The 23,127-nt window shown below is 46.7% G+C and carries 21 protein-coding genes and 2 pseudogenes; 16 read left to right on the forward strand and 7 right to left on the reverse strand.

The window, feature by feature from the left end:
• Nucleotides 1-50: 50 nt before the first annotated feature.
• Nucleotides 51-2,486 (reverse strand): acyl-CoA dehydrogenase FadE, encoded by a 2,436-nt coding sequence (gene fadE / locus ABR397_RS04325; protein ID WP_350304621.1) that lies wholly within the window; start codon nt 2,484-2,486, stop codon nt 51-53.
• Between the two features lie 254 nt (nt 2,487-2,740).
• Here fadE and lpcA point away from each other — a divergent pair, with 254 nt between their 5' ends.
• Complete coding sequence (gene lpcA / locus ABR397_RS04330) at nt 2,741-3,322, forward strand: D-sedoheptulose 7-phosphate isomerase (protein WP_350304622.1); 582 nt, start codon at nt 2,741-2,743, stop codon at nt 3,320-3,322.
• A gap of 24 nt (nt 3,323-3,346) precedes the next feature.
• Nucleotides 3,347-4,114, forward strand: a complete 768-nt coding sequence (locus ABR397_RS04335; RefSeq protein WP_350304623.1) for a class II glutamine amidotransferase — start codon at nt 3,347-3,349, stop codon at nt 4,112-4,114.
• Here the strand turns inward: ABR397_RS04335 and ABR397_RS04340 are convergent.
• A complete protein-coding gene (locus tag ABR397_RS04340) occupies nt 4,085-4,819 on the reverse strand; it encodes a murein L,D-transpeptidase family protein (RefSeq protein WP_350304624.1) in 735 nt (244 codons plus the stop codon). The two genes, ABR397_RS04335 and ABR397_RS04340, sit on opposite strands and share 30 nt — an antisense overlap.
• 417 nt (nt 4,820-5,236) lie before the next feature.
• Here ABR397_RS04340 and ABR397_RS04345 point away from each other — a divergent pair, with 417 nt between their 5' ends.
• The 8 genes from ABR397_RS04345 (at nt 5,237) to nqrM (ending at nt 12,429) form a co-directional block, all read left to right on the forward strand.
• Complete coding sequence (locus tag ABR397_RS04345) at nt 5,237-6,580, forward strand: Na(+)-translocating NADH-quinone reductase subunit A (protein ID WP_350304625.1); 1,344 nt, start codon at nt 5,237-5,239, stop codon at nt 6,578-6,580.
• Nucleotides 6,581-6,583: 3 nt separating this feature from the next.
• Entirely contained in the window at nt 6,584-7,822 is a 1,239-nt protein-coding gene (locus ABR397_RS04350) for an NADH:ubiquinone reductase (Na(+)-transporting) subunit B (RefSeq protein WP_350304626.1), read from the forward strand.
• Nucleotides 7,815-8,612, forward strand: a complete 798-nt coding sequence (locus ABR397_RS04355) for a Na(+)-translocating NADH-quinone reductase subunit C (RefSeq protein WP_350304627.1) — start codon at nt 7,815-7,817, stop codon at nt 8,610-8,612. Before ABR397_RS04350 ends, ABR397_RS04355 begins: the two co-directional genes overlap by 8 nt.
• Complete coding sequence (locus tag ABR397_RS04360) at nt 8,605-9,234, forward strand: NADH:ubiquinone reductase (Na(+)-transporting) subunit D (RefSeq protein WP_021322988.1); 630 nt, start codon at nt 8,605-8,607, stop codon at nt 9,232-9,234. Before ABR397_RS04355 ends, ABR397_RS04360 begins: the two co-directional genes overlap by 8 nt.
• 8 nt (nt 9,235-9,242) lie before the next feature.
• Nucleotides 9,243-9,839, forward strand: coding sequence for an NADH:ubiquinone reductase (Na(+)-transporting) subunit E (nqrE, locus tag ABR397_RS04365; RefSeq protein WP_021322987.1), 597 nt, complete (start codon nt 9,243-9,245; stop codon nt 9,837-9,839).
• A gap of 15 nt (nt 9,840-9,854) precedes the next feature.
• Nucleotides 9,855-11,081, forward strand: coding sequence for an NADH:ubiquinone reductase (Na(+)-transporting) subunit F (gene nqrF, locus ABR397_RS04370; RefSeq protein WP_350304628.1), 1,227 nt, complete (start codon nt 9,855-9,857; stop codon nt 11,079-11,081).
• 109 nt (nt 11,082-11,190) lie between these two features.
• Complete coding sequence (locus ABR397_RS04375; protein WP_407072859.1) at nt 11,191-12,186, forward strand: FAD:protein FMN transferase; 996 nt, start codon at nt 11,191-11,193, stop codon at nt 12,184-12,186.
• Between the two features lie 15 nt (nt 12,187-12,201).
• Nucleotides 12,202-12,429 carry a (Na+)-NQR maturation NqrM gene (gene nqrM, locus ABR397_RS04380; protein WP_350304629.1) on the forward strand — a complete coding sequence of 76 codons (228 nt, stop codon included), beginning with the start codon at nt 12,202-12,204 and terminating at the stop codon, nt 12,427-12,429.
• A 197-nt stretch (nt 12,430-12,626) separates the two neighbouring features.
• On the opposite strand, the pseudogene ABR397_RS04385 reads toward nqrM, so the two are convergent.
• From ABR397_RS04385 to ABR397_RS04405, 5 genes and pseudogenes are all read right to left on the reverse strand, one after another.
• Nucleotides 12,627-12,974, reverse strand: a pseudogene (locus ABR397_RS04385) (transposase); the annotation flags it as partial.
• A gap of 166 nt (nt 12,975-13,140) precedes the next feature.
• Nucleotides 13,141-13,602 carry a GNAT family N-acetyltransferase gene (locus ABR397_RS04390; protein ID WP_350304630.1) on the reverse strand — a complete coding sequence of 154 codons (462 nt, stop codon included), beginning with the start codon at nt 13,600-13,602 and terminating at the stop codon, nt 13,141-13,143.
• Nucleotides 13,602-13,862, reverse strand: a complete 261-nt coding sequence (locus ABR397_RS04395; RefSeq protein WP_350304631.1) for a hypothetical protein — start codon at nt 13,860-13,862, stop codon at nt 13,602-13,604. Before ABR397_RS04395 ends, ABR397_RS04390 begins: the two co-directional genes overlap by 1 nt.
• A gap of 77 nt (nt 13,863-13,939) precedes the next feature.
• Nucleotides 13,940-14,104: a class I SAM-dependent methyltransferase gene (locus ABR397_RS04400; RefSeq protein WP_350304632.1), complete on the reverse strand. Its 165-nt coding sequence runs from the start codon at nt 14,102-14,104 to the stop codon at nt 13,940-13,942.
• A gap of 307 nt (nt 14,105-14,411) precedes the next feature.
• Complete coding sequence (locus ABR397_RS04405) at nt 14,412-14,567, reverse strand: type II toxin-antitoxin system CcdA family antitoxin (protein WP_350304633.1); 156 nt, start codon at nt 14,565-14,567, stop codon at nt 14,412-14,414.
• Between the two features lie 569 nt (nt 14,568-15,136).
• Between ABR397_RS04405 and ABR397_RS04415 the strand changes: the two are divergent.
• From ABR397_RS04415 to ABR397_RS04440, 6 genes and pseudogenes are all read left to right on the forward strand, one after another.
• A pseudogene (locus ABR397_RS04415) lies at nt 15,137-15,355 on the forward strand (type VI secretion system contractile sheath small subunit); the annotation flags it as partial.
• Between the two features lie 59 nt (nt 15,356-15,414).
• Nucleotides 15,415-16,947, forward strand: a complete 1,533-nt coding sequence (gene tssC / locus ABR397_RS04420) for a type VI secretion system contractile sheath large subunit (protein WP_350304635.1) — start codon at nt 15,415-15,417, stop codon at nt 16,945-16,947.
• A gap of 28 nt (nt 16,948-16,975) precedes the next feature.
• A complete protein-coding gene (gene tssK / locus ABR397_RS04425; RefSeq protein WP_350304636.1) occupies nt 16,976-18,334 on the forward strand; it encodes a type VI secretion system baseplate subunit TssK in 1,359 nt (452 codons plus the stop codon).
• On the forward strand, nt 18,331-18,981 hold the full coding sequence (gene tssL / locus ABR397_RS04430) for a type VI secretion system protein TssL, short form (protein WP_350304637.1): 651 nt from the start codon (nt 18,331-18,333) through the stop codon (nt 18,979-18,981). The genes tssK and tssL overlap by 4 nt, the downstream gene beginning before the upstream one ends.
• Nucleotides 18,982-18,993: 12 nt before the next feature.
• Complete coding sequence (locus tag ABR397_RS04435) at nt 18,994-20,646, forward strand: OmpA family protein (protein WP_350304638.1); 1,653 nt, start codon at nt 18,994-18,996, stop codon at nt 20,644-20,646.
• Entirely contained in the window at nt 20,639-23,116 is a 2,478-nt protein-coding gene (locus ABR397_RS04440) for a type VI secretion system Vgr family protein (protein ID WP_407072856.1), read from the forward strand. The genes ABR397_RS04435 and ABR397_RS04440 overlap by 8 nt, the downstream gene beginning before the upstream one ends.
• Nucleotides 23,117-23,127 lie beyond the last annotated feature (11 nt).

A 23,127-nucleotide genomic window follows, 5' to 3' on the forward strand; every position in this document is an offset into this window, starting at 1 on the left:
CCTAGGATATTGCCCCGTGATTAATTTTTACTCTTTTTCAGTCGTCAGCATCAGGCCGCTTTCGTTTTGGGTTTTTTGTCCTGAACAGGAACAGCCAACGCCTCCGGTTCAAATTCATCGACATTAATAGAACGCAGACGGCTTGCTTCAGCGCGTTTTAGAATTGCCGCCTCGTCTTGCGTAATCTTACTCTCCACCAGCGCCCGTTCTGCCAGTTTATCCAGGCCGGTAAAGCCAAGGCGTTTGCCAGCTTCGCGGCTCAGACGGGCATGAATCGGTTCTGCGGCAATAATGTCGTGCAGAGCTTCTTCCAGTAGTCCGTGAGGGTTATGTTCGCTCGGTGTCAAGAACTGACCACGACCGATGCGATCACGGGTAGCTGAAGGTTGTTGTAAGAGCTGCGCCAGTTTGTGATCTAAATGGTCAGATGGCGCTGAATGCACACGTCCTAATGGGAAGACAATAACGCGCATCAGACCTGCGACCAGGCGGCTTGGGAAATTACGCAGTAAATTGTCTATCGCCTGTTCTGCCTGATACAAGCTATCCTGAACGGCCCAGTGTACCAGCGGTAAATCTTCTTTCTGACGACCTTCATCTTCATAACGTTTCAAGGTCGCTGAAGCCAGATATGTTTGACTCAAAACATCCCCAAGACGGGCAGAGACACGTTCACGACGTTTCAGGCTGCCACCTAATACCCCCATTGCCACATCTGATAACAGAGCTAGGTTGGCGCTCTGACGGTTTAATTGTTGATAATAACGGCGGGTTGCATCATTAACCGGCGTGCTGCTGGTGCGGCCATTGGTCAGGCCAAGCCAGAAGCTGCGTAACAGGTTACTGGCAACGTGACCGAGGTGGCTAAACAATGCTTTATCAAAATCTTTAATACGGTTATTTTCAACCGCGGCCATTTCATCCAGTACATAAGGATGACAGCGAATAGCTCCTTGACCATAAATAATCATGTTGCGGGTCAGAATATTAGCGCCTTCAACGGTAATGGCGATAGGTGCGCCCTGATAAGCGCGGGCAACGAAGTTGGATGGGCCAAGGCAAATACCTTTACCACCGGCAATATCCATTGCATCAATAACCGAACGCTGGCCTCTGTGAGTACAATGATATTTTACAATAGCTGATAACACGGAGGGTTTCTCGCCCAGCATGATACCTGTTGTAGCAAGTGTTGAGGCGGCGTCCATCAGGTAGGCGTTACCGGCAATGCGTGCCAGTGGCTCTTCAATCCCTTCCATTTTACCAATTGGCATTTTGAATTGACGGCGAATATAAGCGTATGCGCCAATCGCCATGGCAACGCTTTTCAAACCACCGGTTGCGTTTGACGGCAGGGTGATGCCGCGGCCGACAGACAGACACTCAACCAGCATACGCCAGCCTTGTCCGGCCATTTTTGGTCCACCAATGATATAGTCGATCGGTACAAAAATATTTTTACCGCGAGTCGGACCATTCTGGAATGGAATGTTTAGTGGGAAATGGCGATGGCCAATTTCTACTCCTGGTACATTTGTTGGGATCAATGCACAGGTAATGCCTAATTCTGTTGTATCACCCAGTAAATGGTCAGGGTCAGAGAGTTTGAAAGCCAGACCAAGTACGGTGGCGATAGGGGCAAGTGTGATGTAACGCTTGTTCCAGGTCAGACGCATACCCAGAATTTGTTCGCCTTGCCATTCTCCCATACAAACCACGCCTGTATCTGGGATAGAACCGGCATCTGAACCGGCTTCCGGGCTGGTCAGTGCGAAACAAGGGATCTCTTCACCACGGGCCAGTCCGGGTAAATAACGGTTTTTCTGCTCGTCGGTGCCATAATGCTGTAATAATTCACCTGGGCCAAGGGAGTTAGGTACACCTACGGTGATGGCTAGAATGCCGGAAGTACCTGCCAGTTTTTGCAATACCCGAGCTTGCGCATAAGCTGAAAATTCGAGGCCGCCATATTCTTTTTTAATAATCATGGCAAAGAAGCGGTGTTCTTTCAGGTAGTTCCATAACTCAGGCGGTAAATCAGCAAGTTCATGGCTTATCTGGAAATCATTGGTCAGGCGGCAGGCTTCTTCTACCGGCCCATCCAAAAATGCTTGTTCTTCAACGGTTAACTGAGGTTTTGGATAATCATGTAATTTTTTCCAATCAGGCTTACCCCGGAACAGATCGCCTTCCCACCAGGTAGTACCGGCGTCAAGGGCCTCTTTTTCAGTACGGGACAGGCTCGGCATCACTTTACGGAAGGCTTTCAATGCCGGAGCGGAAAGTAAGGAATGACGCATTGGCGCAAAATTCAGCGGGAACAGAATGATGGCCATTGGCAGTAAAATCCAGTAGCTCCATGCATCAATAGCGCCCATCAGGACGGTATAGACAAGAAGCAGCAGGCTGCTGAGATTGAGATTAACTTTGTGGTAGCAAAGCATCCCAATTAATACTAAGAATAGAACAATACTGAATGTGGTCATAATAAAAGCTCCTGGTTAATCTCAGGGTAAGTCATCAGAGGTCTGACCTGTTGTGATGTTCCTTTCTTTTTAGACCAGTAATGTGTTTTTATCAATATATTTACATCTTAATTACAATACAGCTCACAAACTGATGGAGATCGCGAGCAGATTAATTTCCCGGAAATGTGATGTTGTCTTCTTTCGATACCCTTGATCCGGTAAACTGCCCTTTGGCGCAACATTAAAGATTACCTGACTGAAGTGAGGAACCTATGTATCAAGACCTGATCCGTAGTGAATTGAGTGAGGCCGCGGATACGTTGGCAAAGTTTTTAAGTAACGATGCAAATATTGAAGCGATTCAGAAAGCAGCGGTATTACTGGCTGATTCATTTAAAGCGGGTGGCAAGGTACTGTCTTGCGGTAATGGTGGTTCGCATTGTGATGCGATGCATTTCGCGGAGGAATTGACAGGCCGTTATCGCGAAAATCGCCCCGGTTATCCGGCGATTGCAATTTCTGATGTGAGTCATCTTTCTTGCGTCAGTAATGATTTTGGTTATGAATTCGTTTTTTCCCGTTATGTGGAAGCGGTCGGGCAAACGGGAGATGTTTTGCTGGGTATCTCCACTTCCGGTAATTCAGGCAATATTATTAAGGCCGTTGAAGCTGCCCGCTTGAAAGGTATGAAAGTGATTACGTTGACCGGCAAAGATGGTGGCAAAATGGCAGGAACGGCTGATGTGGAGATTCGTGTCCCGCATTTTGGCTATGCCGATCGTATTCAGGAAATTCATATCAAAGTGATTCATATCCTGATTCAACTTATCGAAAAAGAGATGGTTAAAGCTTGATTTTACAGGTTACAGAGGTAGGCAATGTGTGAGTTACTTGGCATGAGTGCAAATGTGCCAACAGATATCTGCTTTAGTTTACGTGGTTTGATTCAGCGTGGCGGTCATACCGGACCCCATAGAGATGGTTGGGGGATCACTTTTTATGAGGGTCGGGGTTGTCGCACATTTAAAGATCATCAACCAAGTTGCCATTCACCCGTTGCCCGTTTTGTACAAGAATACCCGATTAAATCCAGAGTGGTGATCTCTCATATCCGGCAGGCTAACCGGGGTAATGTTGCGTTGGAAAATACCCACCCTTTTATCCGTGAGATGTGGGGGCGCAATTGGACCTATGCCCATAATGGGCAACTTAGAGGTTATCGGCGGCTTGAAACCGGTCAATATCGCCCAGTCGGGCAAACTGACAGTGAACATGCTTTTTGCTGGATTTTGCATCAACTTTCACAAAAATATCCAAGGACTCCCTCTAACTGGCCTGCGGTTTTTCGTTTTATTGCTTCACTGGCGGACGAACTCAGGAAAAAAGGTGTATTCAATATGCTGCTGTCAGACGGATGTTTTGTGATGGCATATTGTTCAACCCATCTTTATTGGATTACCCGTCGTGCGCCGTTTGGAAAAGCAAAACTTTTGGATCAGGATGTTGAAATTGATTTCCAACAGCACACTCAACCTGATGATGTCGTTTCTGTCATTGTGACTCAGCCTTTAACCGGCAATGAGTCCTGGAATCGGATTGAGCCGGGTGATTATGCGCTATTTCATCTTGGTGAACGCATATTGTGATTGATTCTGTAAAGATGGCGATTTATAAGGTGTTGCGTTAACCGTATATTGACCATTGATGACGTTAATCGCTGCCGGCCGGTTATTTTTGATAAAATACTCATAGGCCGGTTGTAATTGCAGCCAAAACATATAATGGGAGGATGAACGGTGGCGTAACATATTCTGCGGTGTCATTCTGAATGGGTAAATGCTGATATCAATTTCATACTGTCCGCGCAATAGTGCACTTTCTGCATAATGGTAAATCTCATCCATGTAACCGTTAGTCATCGCGTAACAGCCGACAGATTTACACTCGCCGTGGATCATTAAATGGTTGCCGGAATAGCCTCTGGATTTATCGTATTCATTTGGAAAACCGAGATTAATAGATCGGTAATACCGACTATTTGGATTTAGCTGACTGGTTTTTACACGATAAAAACCTTCTGGGCTTTTCAAATCACCTTCTGTGGTTTTAGGGCCGAGGCCACCAGAGTAATTACAAATGGGGTAGCTTTTAGTCAGTTGGTAGTTTCCATGATTATTTTTAGTGTAAAGCTCCAGTGTCCGCTCTTCTTTGAATATTTGGATAAAGATGGGATAGCCGGGTGGCGTGGGGGAGATTTTCTTAAGTTGAACTAAAGTATCCTGAGCATAGACAGATAGGGATGAACTAAAAGACAACAATGTTATTGCAGCAAAAGCAGCAGTTTTTTTCATGTGACTACCATATAGAGATGTCGTGGGCTAACCTGGAATTTAGCTTAAGATTGCCATGAGTGATCGACTTTGTGAATAAAAAATAATAACGATGGTTTTATACTGCAAAGTGATTATAAGATCAAAAAACAATCAGTTGTCGGGAAAGGTGATACAATAGTTCGTTTTTTACGATCTGTTGATGGTTCAGGGCCAAAATTATTCCTGTTTGCTTGAACTAAATCACTTGATTAGTCAGACAGTCGAAGAAGGGAGATGTTAAAATTGCCGCCCTGAGATTGAAAGAAAATCGTAACCATTATCGGAGAATTATAACCTGAGCACGATTCGTGACTTAAGGGGTTTTTTATAGAGTGGCTATGTTACCGCCAGGTAATTTGTAGCATATGATTTAATTGATAAACTTGTGCAAATCTTATGATTAAAATTAAAAAAGGACTCGACCTCCCGATTGCAGGAGCGCCTGCTCAAGTGATAGAAGACGGTCCGACGATTCGCCATGTAGCACTGCTGGGTGATGAGTATGTTGGAATGCGTCCTTCTATGTTGGTTAAGGAAGGTGAGCATGTTAAGAAAGGCCAGATTCTTTTTGAAGATAAAAAGAATCCAGGGGTGGTTTTCACCAGTCCGGCCTGTGGGCAGGTAGTTGCGATCAATCGTGGTGAGCGACGGGTTTTTCAGTCAATTGTGATTGAGATAACTGGAGACGAGCAGGTTGATTTTGACCGTTATGATCGTTGCCAACTTACCCAGTTATCCCGGGAACAAGCAGAAAAGAATCTGATTGATTCCGGATTATGGACTGCACTGCGTACCCGCCCTTACAGTCAAAGCCCTACTCCCGGTTCCTCGCCGAAAGCAATTTTTGTAACAGCAATGGATACCCAGCCCCTGGCTGCAAATCCACAGGTGATTATCGCTGCTGAGAAAGAGGCTTTTGTTGATGGTCTGAATGTGCTGACCAGATTAACCGAAGGTAAAGTTCATGTTTGCCACGGTGCAGGAAGCTTGCCGAATGCCGGTAATAATGCACAAATCACTTATAATCAGTTCTCTGGTCCACACCCTGCGGGACTTGCTGGAACTCACATCCACTTTATTGAGCCCGTCAGCGCGACTAAAACGGTATGGCACCTGGGATATCAGGATGTGATTGCTATCGGTAAGTTATTCACTACCGGCACACTTTATACTGACCGTATTATTGCACTGGCAGGACCACAAGTTGAGAAGCCGCGTCTTATGCGTACCTGCCTGGGCGCAGACCTGCTTGAGTTGACTCAGGATCAATTGAAAGCGGGTGAAAACCGTATTATTTCAGGTTCTGTATTGTGTGGTATGCAGTCAGATGATGCTCATCACTATCTTGGCCGCTTCCATACCTTAGTTTCTGTTTTGCGTGAAGGCCGCGAAAAAGAGCTGTTTGGTTGGATCATGCCGGGTGCCGATAAGTTTTCTGTTACCCGTACCACTATTGGTCATTTTCTGAAAAATAAGCGTTTTGCTTTTTCAACCACAATGAATGGCGGTGAGCGCTCTATGGTGCCAATCGGTAACTACGAGCGTGTTATGCCTTTGGATATTATGGCAACGCATTTGCTGAGGGATCTGCTTGCAGGTGATACCGATAGTGCTCAGGCACTGGGTTGTCTGGAGTTGGATGAGGAAGACCTGGCGCTTTGTACCTATGTCTGTCCCGGCAAATATGAATATGGTCCGGTACTGCGTGAAGTGCTGACTAAGATTGAGCAGGAAGGATGATCCATGGGCCTGAAAAACTATTTTGAAAAAATTGAGCGCCACTTTGAGCCCGGGGGAAAATTAGAAAAATATTACCCGTTGTATGAAGCGGTAACGACGGTTTTCTATACACCAGGTACAGTGACTTCTGGCCGTGCCCATGTCCGTGACGCTATCGATCTAAAACGTATGATGATCACGGTATGGCTGGCGGTATTCCCGGCAATGTTTTGGGGAATGTATAACGTTGGTCAACAGGCAATCCCTGCGCTGTATCATTTATACAGTGGCGCAGAACTGCAACAACTGCTGGCATCCGACTGGCACTACCGTGTTGCTCAATTCTTTGGCGCATCACTGACGCCGGATGCGGGTTGGGGCAGCAAAATGTTGCTTGGCGCAACCTACTTCTTGCCTGTTTATGCTGTTGTATTTGCTGTTGGCGGCTTCTGGGAAGTGCTGTTTGCCGTTATCCGTAAACATGAAATTAACGAGGGATTCTTCGTTACCTCTATTCTGTTTGCGTTGATTGTTCCGCCAACGATTCCCCTGTGGCAGGCAGCGTTGGGTATTACATTCGGTGTTGTGATTGCGAAAGAGGTTTTCGGCGGCACCGGTCGTAATTTCCTGAACCCGGCACTGGCTGGCCGCGCATTTCTGTTCTTTGCTTATCCTGCACAGATTTCGGGTGACTTGGTATGGACTGCGGCTGATGGTTTCTCTGGTGCGACCCCGTTGTCTCAGTGGGCTGCTGGTGGTAGTCAGGGATTAGTCAATACAGTTACCGGTCAGCCTGTGACTTGGATGGATGCTTTTATTGGCAATATTCCGGGTTCCATTGGTGAAGTTTCTACCCTGATGATTTTCATCGGTGGAGCAATCATTCTGTTTACCCGCATTGCTTCATGGCGCATTGTCGCTGGTGTCATGTTGGGTATGGCGGCAACTTCCTACTTGTTTAATGCGATCGGTTCAGACACTAACCCACTGTTTGCTATGCCGTGGCACTGGCACATGGTTCTGGGTGGTTTCGCTTTTGGTATGATTTTTATGGCGACAGATCCGGTATCTGCCTCATTTACCGATAAAGGTAAATGGTGGTACGGCATTCTGATTGGTGTGATGTGTGTTCTTATCAGGGTCGTTAACCCGGCATACCCGGAGGGCATGATGCTGGCAATTCTGTTCGCCAACCTGTTTGCGCCATTGTTTGATTATCTGGTAGTACAGGCCAATATTAAGCGGAGAAAAGCCCGTGGCTAATGATAAACCAAAAAATAATGACAGTATCGGCAGAACGTTTATCGTTGTTTTTGTGCTATGTCTCGTTTGTTCAATTGTTGTAGCAGGCTCTGCGGTAGGGCTGAAATCTCAGCAACAGGAACAAAAACTGCTGGATAAACAGCGTAACATTCTTGATGTCGCCGGGTTATTAACTCACCAAATGAGTGTTGATGAGCTTAAAGAAACGTTTAAAAGCCGTATTAAAACTGAATTACTGAATTTGGATACGGCAACGCTTGAAAAGAGCCATAGCAAGTTTAACCTGAATGATGCGTTGCGCAGTGATGATACCAGTATCGCATTGCCTCCTGAGAAGGATCTGGCGAAAATCCGCCGTCGCGCCAATGTGGCGGAGATCTATCTGGTGAAGGACGAACAGGGTAAAACCAGTGAAATCGTTCTGCCTGTTTATGGTTCTGGTCTGTGGTCTGTCATGTATGCTTTTATCTCTGTTGATGTGGATGGCAAAACCGCCCGCGGTATTACCTATTATTCACACGGAGAAACTCCTGGGCTGGGTGGTGAGGTCGATAATCCACAATGGCGTAAAAAGTGGATAGGTAAAAAGCTGTATAACGATGAAGGCCATCCGGCGATCAAAATTGTCCGTGGCGGTGCTGCTGCTGATAATCCCTATGGTGTTGATGGCCTGTCTGGTGCGACTCTGACCTCTGCCGGTGTGCAAAATATGTTTGATTTTTGGTTAGGCGATAACGGTTTTGGTCCGTTCCTGAAAAAAGTACGCGAAGGAGCGTTGAAAGATGGCTGATAGTAAAGAAATAAAACGCGTCCTTCTTGGACCACTATTGGATAATAACCCGATTGCATTGCAGGTTCTGGGGATCTGTTCCGCGCTGGCAGTAACAACCAAACTGGAAACCGCATTGGTGATGACAATCGCTGTGACGTTGGTTACCGCATTTTCCAGCTTTTTTATCTCATTGATCCGTCATTACATCCCCGGTAGTGTACGAATCATTGTACAGATGGCGATTATTGCATCACTGGTTATCGTAGTAGATCAGATTTTGCAGGCATATGCTTATGAAATTTCCAAGCAATTGTCGGTATTTGTTGGTCTTATCATTACTAACTGTATCGTGATGGGGCGTGCGGAAGCTTATGCTATGAAGTCTCCACCTATTGAGAGCTTTATGGATGGTATCGGTAATGGCTTGGGGTATGGCGTTATTCTGGTACTGGTTGGTTTTCTGCGTGAGTTGTTTGGCTCTGGCAAATTGTTCGGTATTACCGTCATGGAATCCGTACAGAATGGTGGCTGGTATCAGCCTAATGGCTTGTTCCTGTTAGCACCCAGCGCGTTTTTCATTATTGGTATGCTGATTTGGGGTCTAAGGACTTTGAAACCGGCGCAGGCTGAGAAGGAGTAACTGACAACATGGAACATTTTATAAGCCTGTTTGTCCGTGCCGTCTTTATTGAGAATATGGCGTTGGCTTTCTTCCTCGGTATGTGCACTTTTTTGGCTGTATCGAAAAATGTCACGACAGCGTTTGGTTTAGGTATTGCAGTAACGGTGGTTTTGGGGATCTCTGTTCCTGCCAATAACCTCGTTTATAACTTTGTCTTGCGTGACGGTGCATTGGTTGAAGGGGTTGATCTCAGCTTCCTGAACTTTATTACTTTTATCGGCGTGATTGCTGCATTAGTGCAGATTCTTGAAATGATCCTCGATCGTTATTTCCCTTCACTCTATAACGCGCTTGGCATCTTTTTACCACTGATTACCGTTAACTGTGCGATTTTTGGTGGTGTTTCTTTCATGGCGCAGCGTGACTATAACTTTTCTGAATCCATCGTATATGGCTTTGGCTCAGGTATAGGCTGGATGCTGGCAATTGTTTTGCTGGCTTCTATCCGTGAAAAAATGAAATATGCTGATGTTCCGGCAGGTCTGAAAGGATTGGGGATCACCTTTGTCACCACGGGTTTGATGGCATTGGGTTTTATGTCCTTCTCTGGTGTGCAGTTATAAAGGCGAGAAGCGTTCATGGATATAATAATTTTAGGCGTAGTGATGTTTACCCTGATTGTGTTGGTACTAACCGCCCTGATTTTGTTCGCAAAATCAAAGTTAGTTAACACCGGGAATATTAAAGTTGAAGTTAATGGCGATCCGGAAAAGAGCTTTACCGCTCCTGCCGGTGATAAGTTGCTGAATATGTTATCAAGCCAGGGTATTTTTGTCTCCTCTGCCTGTGGTGGTGGTGGCTCTTGTGGTCAGTGCCGTGTAAAGATTAAAGATGGTGGTGGCGATATTCTGCCAACAGAGCTTTCCCACATTAGTAAGCGTGAAGCGAAAGAGGGTTGCCGTCTGGCTTGCCAGGTTAATGTAAAACAGGACCTGAAAATCAAATTACCGGAAGAGATATTCGGTGTTAAGAAATGGGAGTGTGAAGTTATCTCCAATGATAACAAGGCCACTTTCATTAAAGAGCTGAAACTGAAGATCCCTGATGGGGACGTCGTGCCTTTCCGTGCTGGTGGTTATATTCAGATTGAGGCTCAACCACATACTGCTCGTTACTCAGATTATGATGTGCCGGAAGAGTACCGCGAAGACTGGGATAAATTTAACTTGTTCCGTTTTGTCTCTGAGGTGAAAGAACCGACAGTTCGTGCTTACTCAATGGCAAACTACCCGGAAGAGCACGGCATTATCATGCTTAACGTTCGTATTGCGACGCCGCCGCCAAGGGATTCGGAAGCGCCTCCGGGAATTATGTCTTCTTATATCTGGTCGCTGAAATCCGGTGATAAAGTGACTATTTCTGGTCCATTCGGTGAGTTTTTTGCAAAAAATACTGATGCGGAAATGATTTTCATCGGTGGTGGTGCGGGTATGGCACCTATGCGTTCTCATATTTTTGATCAGCTTAAGCGATTAAATTCCAAACGTAAGATCAGTTTTTGGTATGGCGCCCGTTCTAAACGTGAAATGTTTTATACCGAGGACTTCGACCAACTGGCGGCTGAAAATGAAAACTTTACCTGGAATGTGGCTTTATCTGATGCATTGCCTGAAGACAACTGGGATGGTTACACCGGCTTTATCCACAATGTTTTGTTTGAAAACTATTTGAAGGACCATCCGGCTCCTGAAGATTGCGAATTCTACATGTGTGGACCTCCGGTAATGAATGCCGCAGTAATCAAGATGTTAAAAGATCTTGGTGTTGAGGATGAAAACATCATGCTGGATGATTTCGGTGGCTGATAGGCCATAAACAGTTTGATTTAATACTGGCGCCCACAATTTGTGGGCGCTGGTGGTTCAGAAAGGGTAATGAATTGTGAGTAAAAAGATAAGTAGCTGGATAGCGTTAATGTTTGCAGTGCTGCTGTTGGCTGCCTGTGATGGTCAGGAGCAACAAAATATTCATGGTCAAACGATGGGGACTTATTACTCCATTAAATTTGTCACTGGTTCGTCGGCTCCCTCGCTAGAAATTTTGCAAAAAGAGATTGATCGTTTGCTGGAAGAGGTTAACGACCAGATGTCAACTTATCGCCCTGATTCTGAATTGAGTCGTTTTAATCAAAGCCGTGAAATTAATAAACCATTCCCTGTATCACCGGCGACAGCAAAAGTGGTCAAAGAAGCGATCCGTATTAATAGATTAACCGATGGCGCATTGGATGTAACGGTGGGGCCGTTGGTTAATTTATGGGGTTTTGGCCCGGAAGGTCGTGTGACGAAAGCGCCTTCTGAAAGTGAACTGGAAAAACGTCGTGAATGGACGGGGATTGAGAAACTGGCGGTGGAAGGCAATAATCTGATTAAAACAGTGCCAGAGCTGTATGTCGATTTGTCATCTATCGCTAAAGGTTATGGTGTAGATGTTGTTGCTGAATATCTGAAATCGCAGAATATCAACGATTATATGGTTGATATTGGGGGTGAAGTTCGTACATCAGGCCATAATGGTAAAGATCTGCCGTGGCGGATTGCGATTGAAAAGCCTTCTGATACTGGAATGGAACAAAGTGCTCAGGAAGTGATAACGCCTGGAAATATGTCGATTGCCACTTCTGGCGATTACCGTAACTATTTTGAACAAGATGGTGTGCGCTATTCACACACGATTGATCCAAAAACAGGTGATCCTATTTCGCACAATCTGGTCTCTATTACTGTAGTTGCGCCGGTTTGCATGAGTGCTGATGGGCTTTCTACTGGGTTGGATGTGTTAGGGCCGGAAAAAGGATTGAAAGTGGCAGAAAGCTTGAATATCCCGGTTTTTATGATTGTAAAAACAAAAAATGGCTTTGAAGAGCGTTATAGTAAAGCTTTTGAGCCGTACTTACAGAAAAATCAATGAGAGGAGGGGAAGGGCGTGTTGACAGTATTTATTGCAACCTTCATCTTTTTCCTGCTGGCTTTTGCGGGAATGTCATTGGGTTATATGATTAAACGTAAAAGCATACAGGGGAGCTGTGGTGGTTTAAGCAGCATTGGGGTAGAGAAAGTGTGTGATTGCCCAGAACCTTGTGATGCCCGTAAGAGACGTATGGCGCGTGAAGCAGCCCGGCAGGTTCAGTTAGAGAAGCATCGGATTATCTGAGCTTAACAAACCGGCGGAATTCTCCTTCCTGAATGCTAATTGAGGGCAAAGCGCACTTTTAGTATTTGGGGGGAGATGGATATTTAAGTGTTAATAGGGTACGAAAATGATTTGAAAAGTAGCGACATGAATTATTTAAGGGAATACAAACATGTTTACTTCTAGATTAACGATGTTGTACTTATTATGTGAATCTACCAAATCAGTCTATAAATCGTCTCATGATGCAAAGATATCCCTTTATGTTGCTTCAAATAATCAGCCACCTGTTCAGGGCTTAAATCTTTCCAAATTAACCGTTTTATCCACCTTTTTACTTCCGGCGTTATTTTCACGGCTTTCTTAGCAAAATGACGACGCGCCAATACCTTCAAATGAGCCTGTTCAGGGCAGTATGTCTGGACTTCTTGATTTCTCTTCAATTCTCTGCTGATGGTCGATGGGCTTCTCTTAAGTGACTTCGCAATAAAAAGCTGTGAAAAACCCGCTTCTCTTAAACTGGAAATCGGGTATCTTTCTGTTTCGGTCAGTTGTGTATAGGCCATAGTGCATTTTCCTTTGGCGAGAAAGATGCCTACTATAGCAACTGACCGCCCTTCTGAAAAATTGCACTTATTAGTCGAATCCGCCCTATATGAATAATTTGATATCCCTGATGGGCTAAAGCTGTCGTAATACCTTCACGATATCCTAATACAATAACCGTGTTGTTCATTCATTTTCTCCTGATCGCCAGATATAGAGATCGTGTTTGTTGGTATTAAAAGGGCCTAAATATTCAAATCCTCGTTGAGTAAAGAAATGAATATTCATCGCCAGTGAACGACGTAATGCAATAATGATAGGTAATTGCTCCTGCTGGACTGCTTCTTGGCAAATGATATTGAGTAATTTGCTGGCAATTCCCCGGCACCTGAATGCAGGTAATACAGATAAATAACTGAATGTTAAATTATCGTCTTCTTGCTCAATTAATACAGCTGCAACAACCTGATTATCATATTTAGCAATTCTCCAATAAATTAACTTCTCCATAATATTGACAGGCGTTTCATTCAGTGCTGTCGGCATAAAATCAGCCACAAATGGCAGATAAACGTCTTGCAAGAGTGCCAATATTCCTTGGATATCTTCTTCAGTTGGTATAGAGAAGCTGATCGCTATTTCTGACATTATTCGTTTCCAGAATTAACCTGCTTAATAACCATAAACAGTTGGCTTTCATATAAAATTGCCAATTTCCCCTCAAATTGATATTTATCCACCAGCATTTTTAATCTTTCGATAAATAACTCACCGTGGACAGATAAAGCACGTTGCACTTGAGTCGATGAACGACTCATCCCGATAAATGTTTCGCCGGGAATAAGCATACTCCAGCGGGTATTGAGTGTAATATGGAGGGCATTTTCATGCAGGAATGCTGTATTCAATTCCTGCTCATAATCAAAATCCCGATAGTAACGGCTATAGTTAGGGCTTAATTCTTCCAGCAGATTTTCATACTCATTCAGAAATTCACTATGCCGGTTCCAGCACCAATATCGACAACAGACAGTGTCCTGTCTTTAGGCAGCCAGTGGCAAATTTCACGGAAAAGTGACTGCGGGTAATGAGGACGGTAGCGATCATAACCTTTAGCTAAACCATCAAATTTTTCTTTATGCTGTGTCATATTATCCTCCGCTCCTTCTCTTTGGGTGATGGGTTTTCGGGCAATTGATTAAAAATGTAATTGAGTCGTCCACCTGCTCGGACAACAGCCAACATTTGTTCGGATGGTGGATAAAAATCCGCTCCCCTTTAGCGGGAATGGTACCACTGAATTGAGATGTACTCCTGAAACTAACTTCACCGGATATAAAGATGGCAGAGTATTCAGTGGAGAAAAAGGGGCGCCGATCACATCACTACACAATTTTGTGGGAACTTTCCCTTTGAAATTCTCAAAACGCTCTGTACTGGTCAGACAGTAAACCATATTAGTTAGTGATATGATTAAGTTCTTCCATTCCTGCTTTGTTTTCACGCTTCCAGCGCTCAGATTCAGTTGCTTTCAGTTCCGCAGTTAGTGCTTTAATGTCCATGGCAGAAACATCTAAAAAACTCTCTAATAAGTATTTAGGTTTTAAAATCATTATTATCACAGATAAGCGATAAAATAATTATCATGCTTGGTCATATATTATGAAGATTATAACTTTTCCTGACGGAATCTATTCTCATTCTCACATATTGATTGATAATTATTCTCTTTTTCACCGATGCTCTAACGTGGGTTTTTATTATTTACTTGATTGAAAAATAATATAAATAATAAAAGTGCGGCAGTGTAATATATAGCCGAGTTACTCTATCTATTATAGAGCAATAGATGATCGGCTATCATTTAATGAAAATAAATACAATTTCTTTTTAAAAGAGAATGCCGATTCGTTTAGGTTTTGTTGATATATTGTTTGTTTCTTTCGCCATTTTGTGGGTTTTATCTCTGACAAGCCTCAAGCAAAAAGTGCTTTTTTAAAAAAATATCTTGATTTTTTAAAAGAGAGTTTAGAAAATCGCCGTTGGTTAGGAAATGACCCGTCCAGTAAATGCTGTTATTTATTGTGGTGGGTATTGTCGGTGTTCTCTTATTTTCTGCTCGGTTAACTGCCTGTCCTGAAATACCTGAATCCGGTTTTGCATTCCTGAAATTTATTATGGCATGACTCATGCTATTGAGTTCTTTTTCATTGTTGAGGAGCTGCTCGTGATACAGAGTTTCCAAAACGCGATCCCCAAATCGCGTGTGAATATTAAATTGGATTTGCATACTAATACGCTGGCCGGAAACGGTAGCGAAGAAAATATCGTATTCACCTTTCAGAGAATAAACAATTTCGAGCCTGAGCAAATGGCTCTCCAAATTCCTCAACTGCGGGCTTAACTGGTTTTTGGCATTGGAAAAGGCATGATCCGATTTAAGTTAAGTAAGGAAATGTAATGACTGTACAAGAGCAGACAGCTTCTGCGGTGGCAACCACCATTTACGCCGAAGGCCGTGTTTATCAATCGTTGTTTGAGAAAATCCATTTACAGCCAATCGAACGATTGAGTGATATTGACCGCTTTCAGAATAGCGATGTGCTGGCTGAGGTGACGGAGGGTGAACGGGTGACTGCGGCGGTCAGCGTTTTTCTCAATCTGTTGAAAATTTCAGCATGTAAAATTAAGCGGCTGGACAAGGCCTTGTTAGATCATCATATCGGTGAACTGGATAACCAAATTGGCCGCCAGTTGGATGTGGTCATACATCATCCGGCGTTCCAGAGAGTCGAATCCGCCTGGCGAGGCTTGAAATTTCTGGTTGATCGGACTGATGTTCGCCAGAACGTCAGAATTGATGTGCTGGATGTGACCAAGGATGAGCTGCGGCGGGATTTTGATGATGCGCCGGAAATTATCCAGAGTGGTTTCTATCGCCACACTTACATTCAGGAATTCGACACGCCGGGCGGCGAACCTATCGGATCGGTGATTGCCAATTATGAGTTTGATGCCAGTCCACAGGATATTGTCCTCTTGCGCAATATCGCTAAAGTATCAGCCGCAGCGCATATGCCTTTCATTGCCGCTGTGGGTCCGGCCTTTTTTGGCAAAAAAAACATGGATGAAGTGGCCGCGATTAAAAACATCGGTGACTATTTTGACCGCGCCGAATACATCAAGTGGCAAGCGTTCCGCGACAGCGACGATGCCCGTTATATCGGCCTGACTTTGCCGCGAGTGTTGGGGCGTCTGCCATACGACCCAGATACCGTGCCGGTGCGGATGTTTAACTATATCGAACAGGTAAAAGGGCCGAATCACGATAAATATTTGTGGACCAGCGCGGTTTTTGCTTTTGCGGCCAACATGATCAAAAGCTTTGTGAAAAATGGTTGGTGTGTGCAGATTCGTGGGCCTTTGGCAGGTGGCGCTGTTACCGATTTGCCGATCCATCTCTACGATCTGGGGACCCGCCATCAGGCTAAAATACCATCAGAAGTGATGATCTTGGAAACTCGTGAGATTGAATTTGCCAATTTGGGTTTTATTCCACTTTCTTACTATAAAAACCGGGATTATGCCTGCTTCTTTTCTGCCAATTCCGTACAGAAACCCGCGTTGTACGATACCAGCCAAGCGACGGCTAACAGCCGTATCAATGCACGTCTACCGTATATCTTCCTATTGTCACGTATTGCCCATTATTTGAAGTTGATCCAGCGGGAGAATATCGGCACCACTAAGGATCGGCGTCTGCTCGAAATTGAACTGAATAATTGGATCGATACGTTAGTGACGGAGATGACTGATCCTGCCGACGATTTGCAGGCATCTCATCCGTTGCGCGAAGCGCGCGTCATTGTTGAGGATATTGACGATAATCCGGGGTTATTCCGGGTCAAATTGTATGCCGTACCGCACTTTCAGGTAGAAGGGCTCAATATCAGTTTGTCTCTGGTTTCTCAGATGCCGAAAGCGAAAGAGTAACCGTTCACCCGTTCACCAGGAGATTATGATGAGAATTTTACGTCCTCTTTGGATTGAGGATACCTTTTTGTCGCCGCAACAATTTCAGCAACAGGTACGCTGGGAGGTGTTGACTAACAATTGTATTGCCCGTTTAGGGGTGACCTGCCCTTGGGGGATAGACAACATTCAGTTTGATCAGGATGCACTGCGCTTAGGCCGCCTGAAAGTTCAACATCTCCGAGTCCGTTTACAGGATGGCACTCTGATTGATACCGATCATGCGGATAATTTGCCTGCGGCTTGTGATTTGCTGCAAATCATTCCCGATGAGTTGAGCACCGTTGAGGTCTTACTCGCGTTACCCCTGGAGCACGCCAATGGGGGAAACTGTCGTCAGAGCAATGAGGCGATGGTACCGGGCCAGACACCGCTACGTTATCAGCAGGAATGGGTTGAGGTGCAGGACCGATACGGCAGTACGTGTGAGTCCATTGCGGTTGAGCGCCACGCACTGTCCTTGCGCTTTGCCCATGACGAAAATGAGGCTTACCAAACGTGTCCGCTGGCCCGTCTGGTGCGTGATGAGAAAGCGGGTTGGAAACTCGATAATCGCTTTATTCCTCCGCTGATTTCTTTCGCTGCTCATCCGCCACTACTGGAACAGCTCGATCTGCTGTTCATGCAGCTACGTACTAAACGTAGCCGTCTGATGGGGATGCGCCGCGAGAGTAATGAACGAATGGCGGATTTTGCTGTTGCTGATGTGTCATTGTTCTGGTTGCTGAATGCACTCAACAGTTATGAGCCAGTGTTGAAGGCTTTTAATGCTGCTCCTTCGCTGCACCCGGAAATCATCCACCGTGAACTGGTCAAGTTGGCCGGTGCGTTGCTCACGTTCTCTCTGGATCATGATCTTGATGTCATTCCACATTATAAACACGATCAATTAAGTGATGTTTTCCCGCCGTTGATGCGGCTTATCAGCACCTTATTGGAAGCCAGCCTGCCATCTAGGGTGGTAGCTATTGAACTGGAAGTGGTGCGCGAAAATCAGTGGAAAGCCTCACTTCACGATAGACGCCTGCGAGAAGAAGCCGATTTCTACCTCTCAGTACGATCGCCAATGCCGGCGCACTTACTGCAAACCCAGTTTCCGCAGTTGTGCAAAGTGGGTTCCCCTGATGATATTAACCGGCTGATTAACCAGGCACTGAGGGGTATCCCTTTACATCCGCTTAGTCATGTGCCGGCGGCGATCCCACTGCGGCTGGAAAACCAATATTTTGCTTTCGATCTGAATAACCCGTTGGCTAAAGCCATGCTGGAAGCGGGGAGCTGTGCTTTCTATGTGCCTGGGACATTATCGGGTATTCAGTTAGAACTGTTTGCGGTGCTGCGCTCATGAATAAAGTGATCTCAATTGATGATTTGATGCTTGACATTGAAGTCTGGGTGATTGCGCTGAAAAACGGTGATGAATCGATGCACGGTGAGGCGTTATATCAAAAAGGGATTGAATTGATAGAGACCGCTCAGCAGCAATTAAATGAAGAGGATGTGAGTGAAGACAACATCAATCAGATGATGTACGCCTTGTGTGCGTTGCTGGATGAAACCGTATTAAGACGCCCGGTTCAGGATAACGGTTATGAAATCTGGTTGAAAACACCGTTGCAGGCGCGGTTTTTTAATACCCATTATGCAGGGGAGTGGTTGTTTGAACGTATACGTCATGTGTTGAATCAACCGCAACCCTCTCAGCTGGTGCTGGCCTGTTTCCAACGCATATTGGCGCTCGGCTTTCAAGGGGAAGACCTTGCGCATGTTGCTCAGGAACGCCAGTCATTATTGGATGAATTGACTCAGCGTGCCGGCGTTATGGTGGTGCAACCCCATCAGGCCATCGGGGTAAATGAGCGTCGCCATCAAGGCCGGTGCTGGCATTCACGTTCCCCGTGGTTTTGGGGCGGTCTGGCTGTTGTCGTCGTGGCGTTGATGTGGTTGGGTCTGCATCTCTATCTTCAGCAATGTCTGTCTGTTGGACAAGGCTAAGGAGAGAGAGCGTTGAGCTGCGTATTCAAACGAACACTGTGGCTTTTGGCTTGCGTTTTGGCGGCGGTGCTGTGCCGGTTTTTCTTCCCATTAGGGAACGCGTCTGTTGCGCTGGGGTTGGGGGTGATCCTCATCGTAGCGATGATTGGCTGGTGGCAAGCGGGGCGTGTTATGCGTGAGGCGCCCGGCCAGGAAAATCTCCGCCGTTTGCTGGCAGAACTGCCACCTGCCGCCTGGCATCAGCCGGTGGTGCTGACTTGTGGGGAAAATGTGGCAACTCTGTTTGCCGGGGAACCGGTTCGCATCACCCCACAAGGCTGTTTTATCTGTGCATCCCGCCGAAATGAGATAGCCACATTAGCGGAAGCCATCATTGCCGTCAGACCGGGCTGGGGCGCTCAAATCAGCGTGTTGCTGGCATTCTTTCCTGAGCAGCAACACGATCAGCCGGTGATGGCGGCACAAATTCGGGAGTTTCGCTATCAGGTTGCCAGGGTGGCTCAATTGACTGCATGTCGTACACCGATACTGATTGCCGGCTATCTTGATGGCGATATCAGCCCGTGGTTCGAATTGCAGGCAGATAGCTCGATGATGACGGTATGGAGTCAGGAACACTCTGCTGTTGGCATGAATATTTGGTTGACCGAAGGAGAGACGCCACAACGTACGGCGCGTTTGCAACAGGTGATTGCAGTGGCGGCATGGCAACGTTGGATGGTGGAAAACGTCCTGAGTGAGTGCCAATCGCAGGAGTCTGTCAGCCAGCCCTGTTATTCCATAGCAATGGCGTTGATGTTTTTGCCACAAACTCCGCGGGCAAACAACCTGTGGACGCAATGGCTGGTTTCCCGCACCACCTTACCCCGCATCAGTCACAGCCTATCGGGGACGGTGATCGCACCGCCATTTCCTGATGCCATGTTGCGCTTGTTGCCTCGTCATAATGGCGATACACCACGACGGCGGGCAGTGGTTTGGGCTATCGGCTTGCTGACCGGGTTTACTTGCCTGGCCTTGACGGGCAGCGCATGGAATAACCAGCGTCTGTTGCGTCATATACGCAGTGATTTACAACACTATTACACCATCGGTATGACCAATAATCGTACCCGGGCACAGGCTTACCATCAGCTCAGGCTTGATGCCGCATTGCTGGAAAAATACCAGCGTGATGGTGTGCCGGTGCGTTTGGGATTAGGGCTTTATTTAGGCGATCGCCTCTATATGCCTTTGATGAAGGCGATCAACCATGCGGTATTGCTGGCGCCACCGCCTGCTTTGCCGAAGAACGATAAGGCGCAGACGTTGACGCTTAACAGCTTATCACTGTTTGATCCTGGGCAGTCACGCCTTAAATCGGGGTCTGTCAAAGCCTTGGTGAATGTATTGAGTGATATCAACGCTAAACCCGGTTGGATGATAGTGATAACAGGCTATACCGATTCCACGGGTGATACTGCAAAAAACCAGGCGCTGTCACTAGCGCGGGCAGAAGCGGTACGCGATTGGATATTACAAGCTAGCGATAGGTCACCTGCTTGTTTCACCGTACGAGGTGAGGGGGCAGCACAGCCGATCGCCACCAACTCAACGACTGCGGGGCGAGCTGCCAACCGCAGGGTTGAAATCAGCCTGATGCCGGGGAAAGCGAATGATGAATAAACAACTACTGCAAACGGGCAAACTGTGGCTGCAAGGCCACTCCCGTTACCAGCTTGAGGTTCGGCGTTGTGATGCGGTGCTGGATGTTTTCAGTTTCACAGGGGAAGAGCACTTATGCGCGCCGTATCGCTACACCATTGATTTCACCAGTACCACACGGGATATCGACCCGGTGGGGATGTTGAAGCAATCCGCGACATTTACCTTGCAGGCGCCGGATAATCCCGGTCAGGTGCGTAAGGTACACGGGGTGATTACCCGTTTTAACCGGATCTCCACTTCGCGGGATGAAACGCACTATCAGGTGTGTCTGGAACCGCATTTGGCGCTGTTGCGTCATACTCGCCGCTGTGCGATTTACCAGAACCAGTCGGTCCCGGACATTGTGGAAAAGATCTTGCGCGAACGACATGCATTTCGGGGGCAGGATTTTCTGTTCACGCTGGCTCAGGATTACCTAAAGCGGGAACTGGTCGTGCAGTGGCAAGAGAGTGATCTGGATTTTGTCCATCGTATCCTGGCGGAAGTGGGGATTTGGTACCGCTTCGACGTGGACAGCCGTCTGGGCATTACTGTGGTCCGGTTTGGTGATAATCAGCGCAATTATCAGTACGACGTGCTGTTGCCGCTGCATAACCCGGCAGGGATGAACCACAACGCGAATGACTCGGTGTGGGGCCTGCATGTTGAACATCAGGTGGTCGCGCAGGGGGTGAAAGTGCGTGACTACAACTACCGGGAAGCGGTGAGTGACCTGCAATTTCAGGTCACACGGGAACAGGATACGACGACGGAAGGCGAGGTTTATTGCTATGGCGACCACTTTCTGACTCAGGGTGAAAAGATCCGGCCACAGGTGGAAACGGCGGCATTTTATGCCCGACTGCATCATGAGCGCGATTTGTGCCGTCAGCACATCATTGGCGGCAAAAGCTCGTCGCCGCTCTTAGCGCCGGGTCAGGTACTGGAAGTGACAGGAGAAAGCCCGACGGTGTTGAAGAAAGGGCTGCTGATCGTGTCAACCCAAAGCAGCGCGCGACGGGACAGCAACTATCTGGTCAGTTTCAGTGGTATTCCCTACAGCGAAATAATGAGCTACCGGCCTGCTCTGATAGCCCGGCCCGTCATTGCGGGAACCGTGCCGGCGCGGGTGACCAGTGACTGGCCGAACGACACCTACGGTCATATCGATAAAATGGGGCGTTACCGCATCAAATTTGACTTCGATCTGGATGAATGGACTTTGGGTTATGAAAGCCTGTGGGTGCGTTTAGCCAGGCCGTATGCGGGAGACACTTACGGCTTTCACTGGCCGCTGTTAAATGGAACGGAAGTGGCGGTGGCCTTTGAGCAGGGAAACCCGGATCGGCCCTATATCGCCCATGCATTGCATGACTCGCGTCATGAAGACACTGTCACGATTGAAAACTTCAAACGCAACGTGCTGCGTACGCCAACCAATAACAAGCTGCGAATGGATGATGAACGGGGCAAAGAACATATCAAGTTGAGCACCGAATACGGGGGTAAAAGCCAACTGAGCCTGGGCCATCTGGTTAATGGACGGCGGCCGCATCCGCAAAAAAGGGGGGAAGGTTTCGAACTGCGAACCGACGACTGGGGAGCTATTCGTGCCGGGAAAGGGTTATTTATCAGTGCGGATGAGCAGACCAAAGCTTCAGGTCAGCAACTGGAGATGTCGGCAGTGATCGAACAGTTAGAAACCGCATTGTCTATCGCTAAATCATTATCGCAGGCGGCAGAGATCGGCCAGGGTAAACCGGGAGATTCTGCGGGGCAGGCTGCACTTAACCAAGTGCTGGAAGGGTTGAAAAAGCCGGGAATACTGATGCATGCGCCACAAGGAATAGGGATTATCAGCCCTAAGACAGTCAGGGTGGCATCGGGCCACAGCAGTGTTGGCGTGATAGCGGGGAAAAATGCAGATATCAGTGCATTAAAAGACATTACTGCTGTTGGCGGTGAGTCGGTGAATCTGTTTGCGCAAAAGTCCGGCATGAAATTATTTGCCCATCAGGGAAAGCTAGAGATACAGGCGCAGGACGATGGGTTATCCACACTGGCGAAAAAGGATGTTGATATTACCAGTGTGGAGGGAAAAGTCACGGTTAGCGCCAGTCAGGAAATCTTGCTGACCAGTGGCGGGGGCTATATTCGGATTAAAGACGGCAATATCGAATTGGGTTGTCCCGGCAACATACTGCTGAAAACGTCCAACGTACAAGTGATGGGCGCTACGAATTTTAATGCGCCGCCGCCGGCTTTATCACAGGGTTTTAGTGGGTTTTTTACCTTGAAGGATCAAGATAGCGGGCAAATTCTACCTCATAAGCGTTATCGCATCACCACTTCCGATGGACAGGTATTTGAAGGGAGAAGTGATGAAAACGGTAAAACTGTTGAGATCCATACGGTGACGCCGGACAAGCTGAATATCGAACATTTTTAAGTTTCTGAGAG

Origin of the sequence: Photorhabdus viridis (assembly GCF_040256935.1) — a bacterium.
Lineage (GTDB): Bacteria > Pseudomonadota > Gammaproteobacteria > Enterobacterales > Enterobacteriaceae > Photorhabdus > Photorhabdus viridis.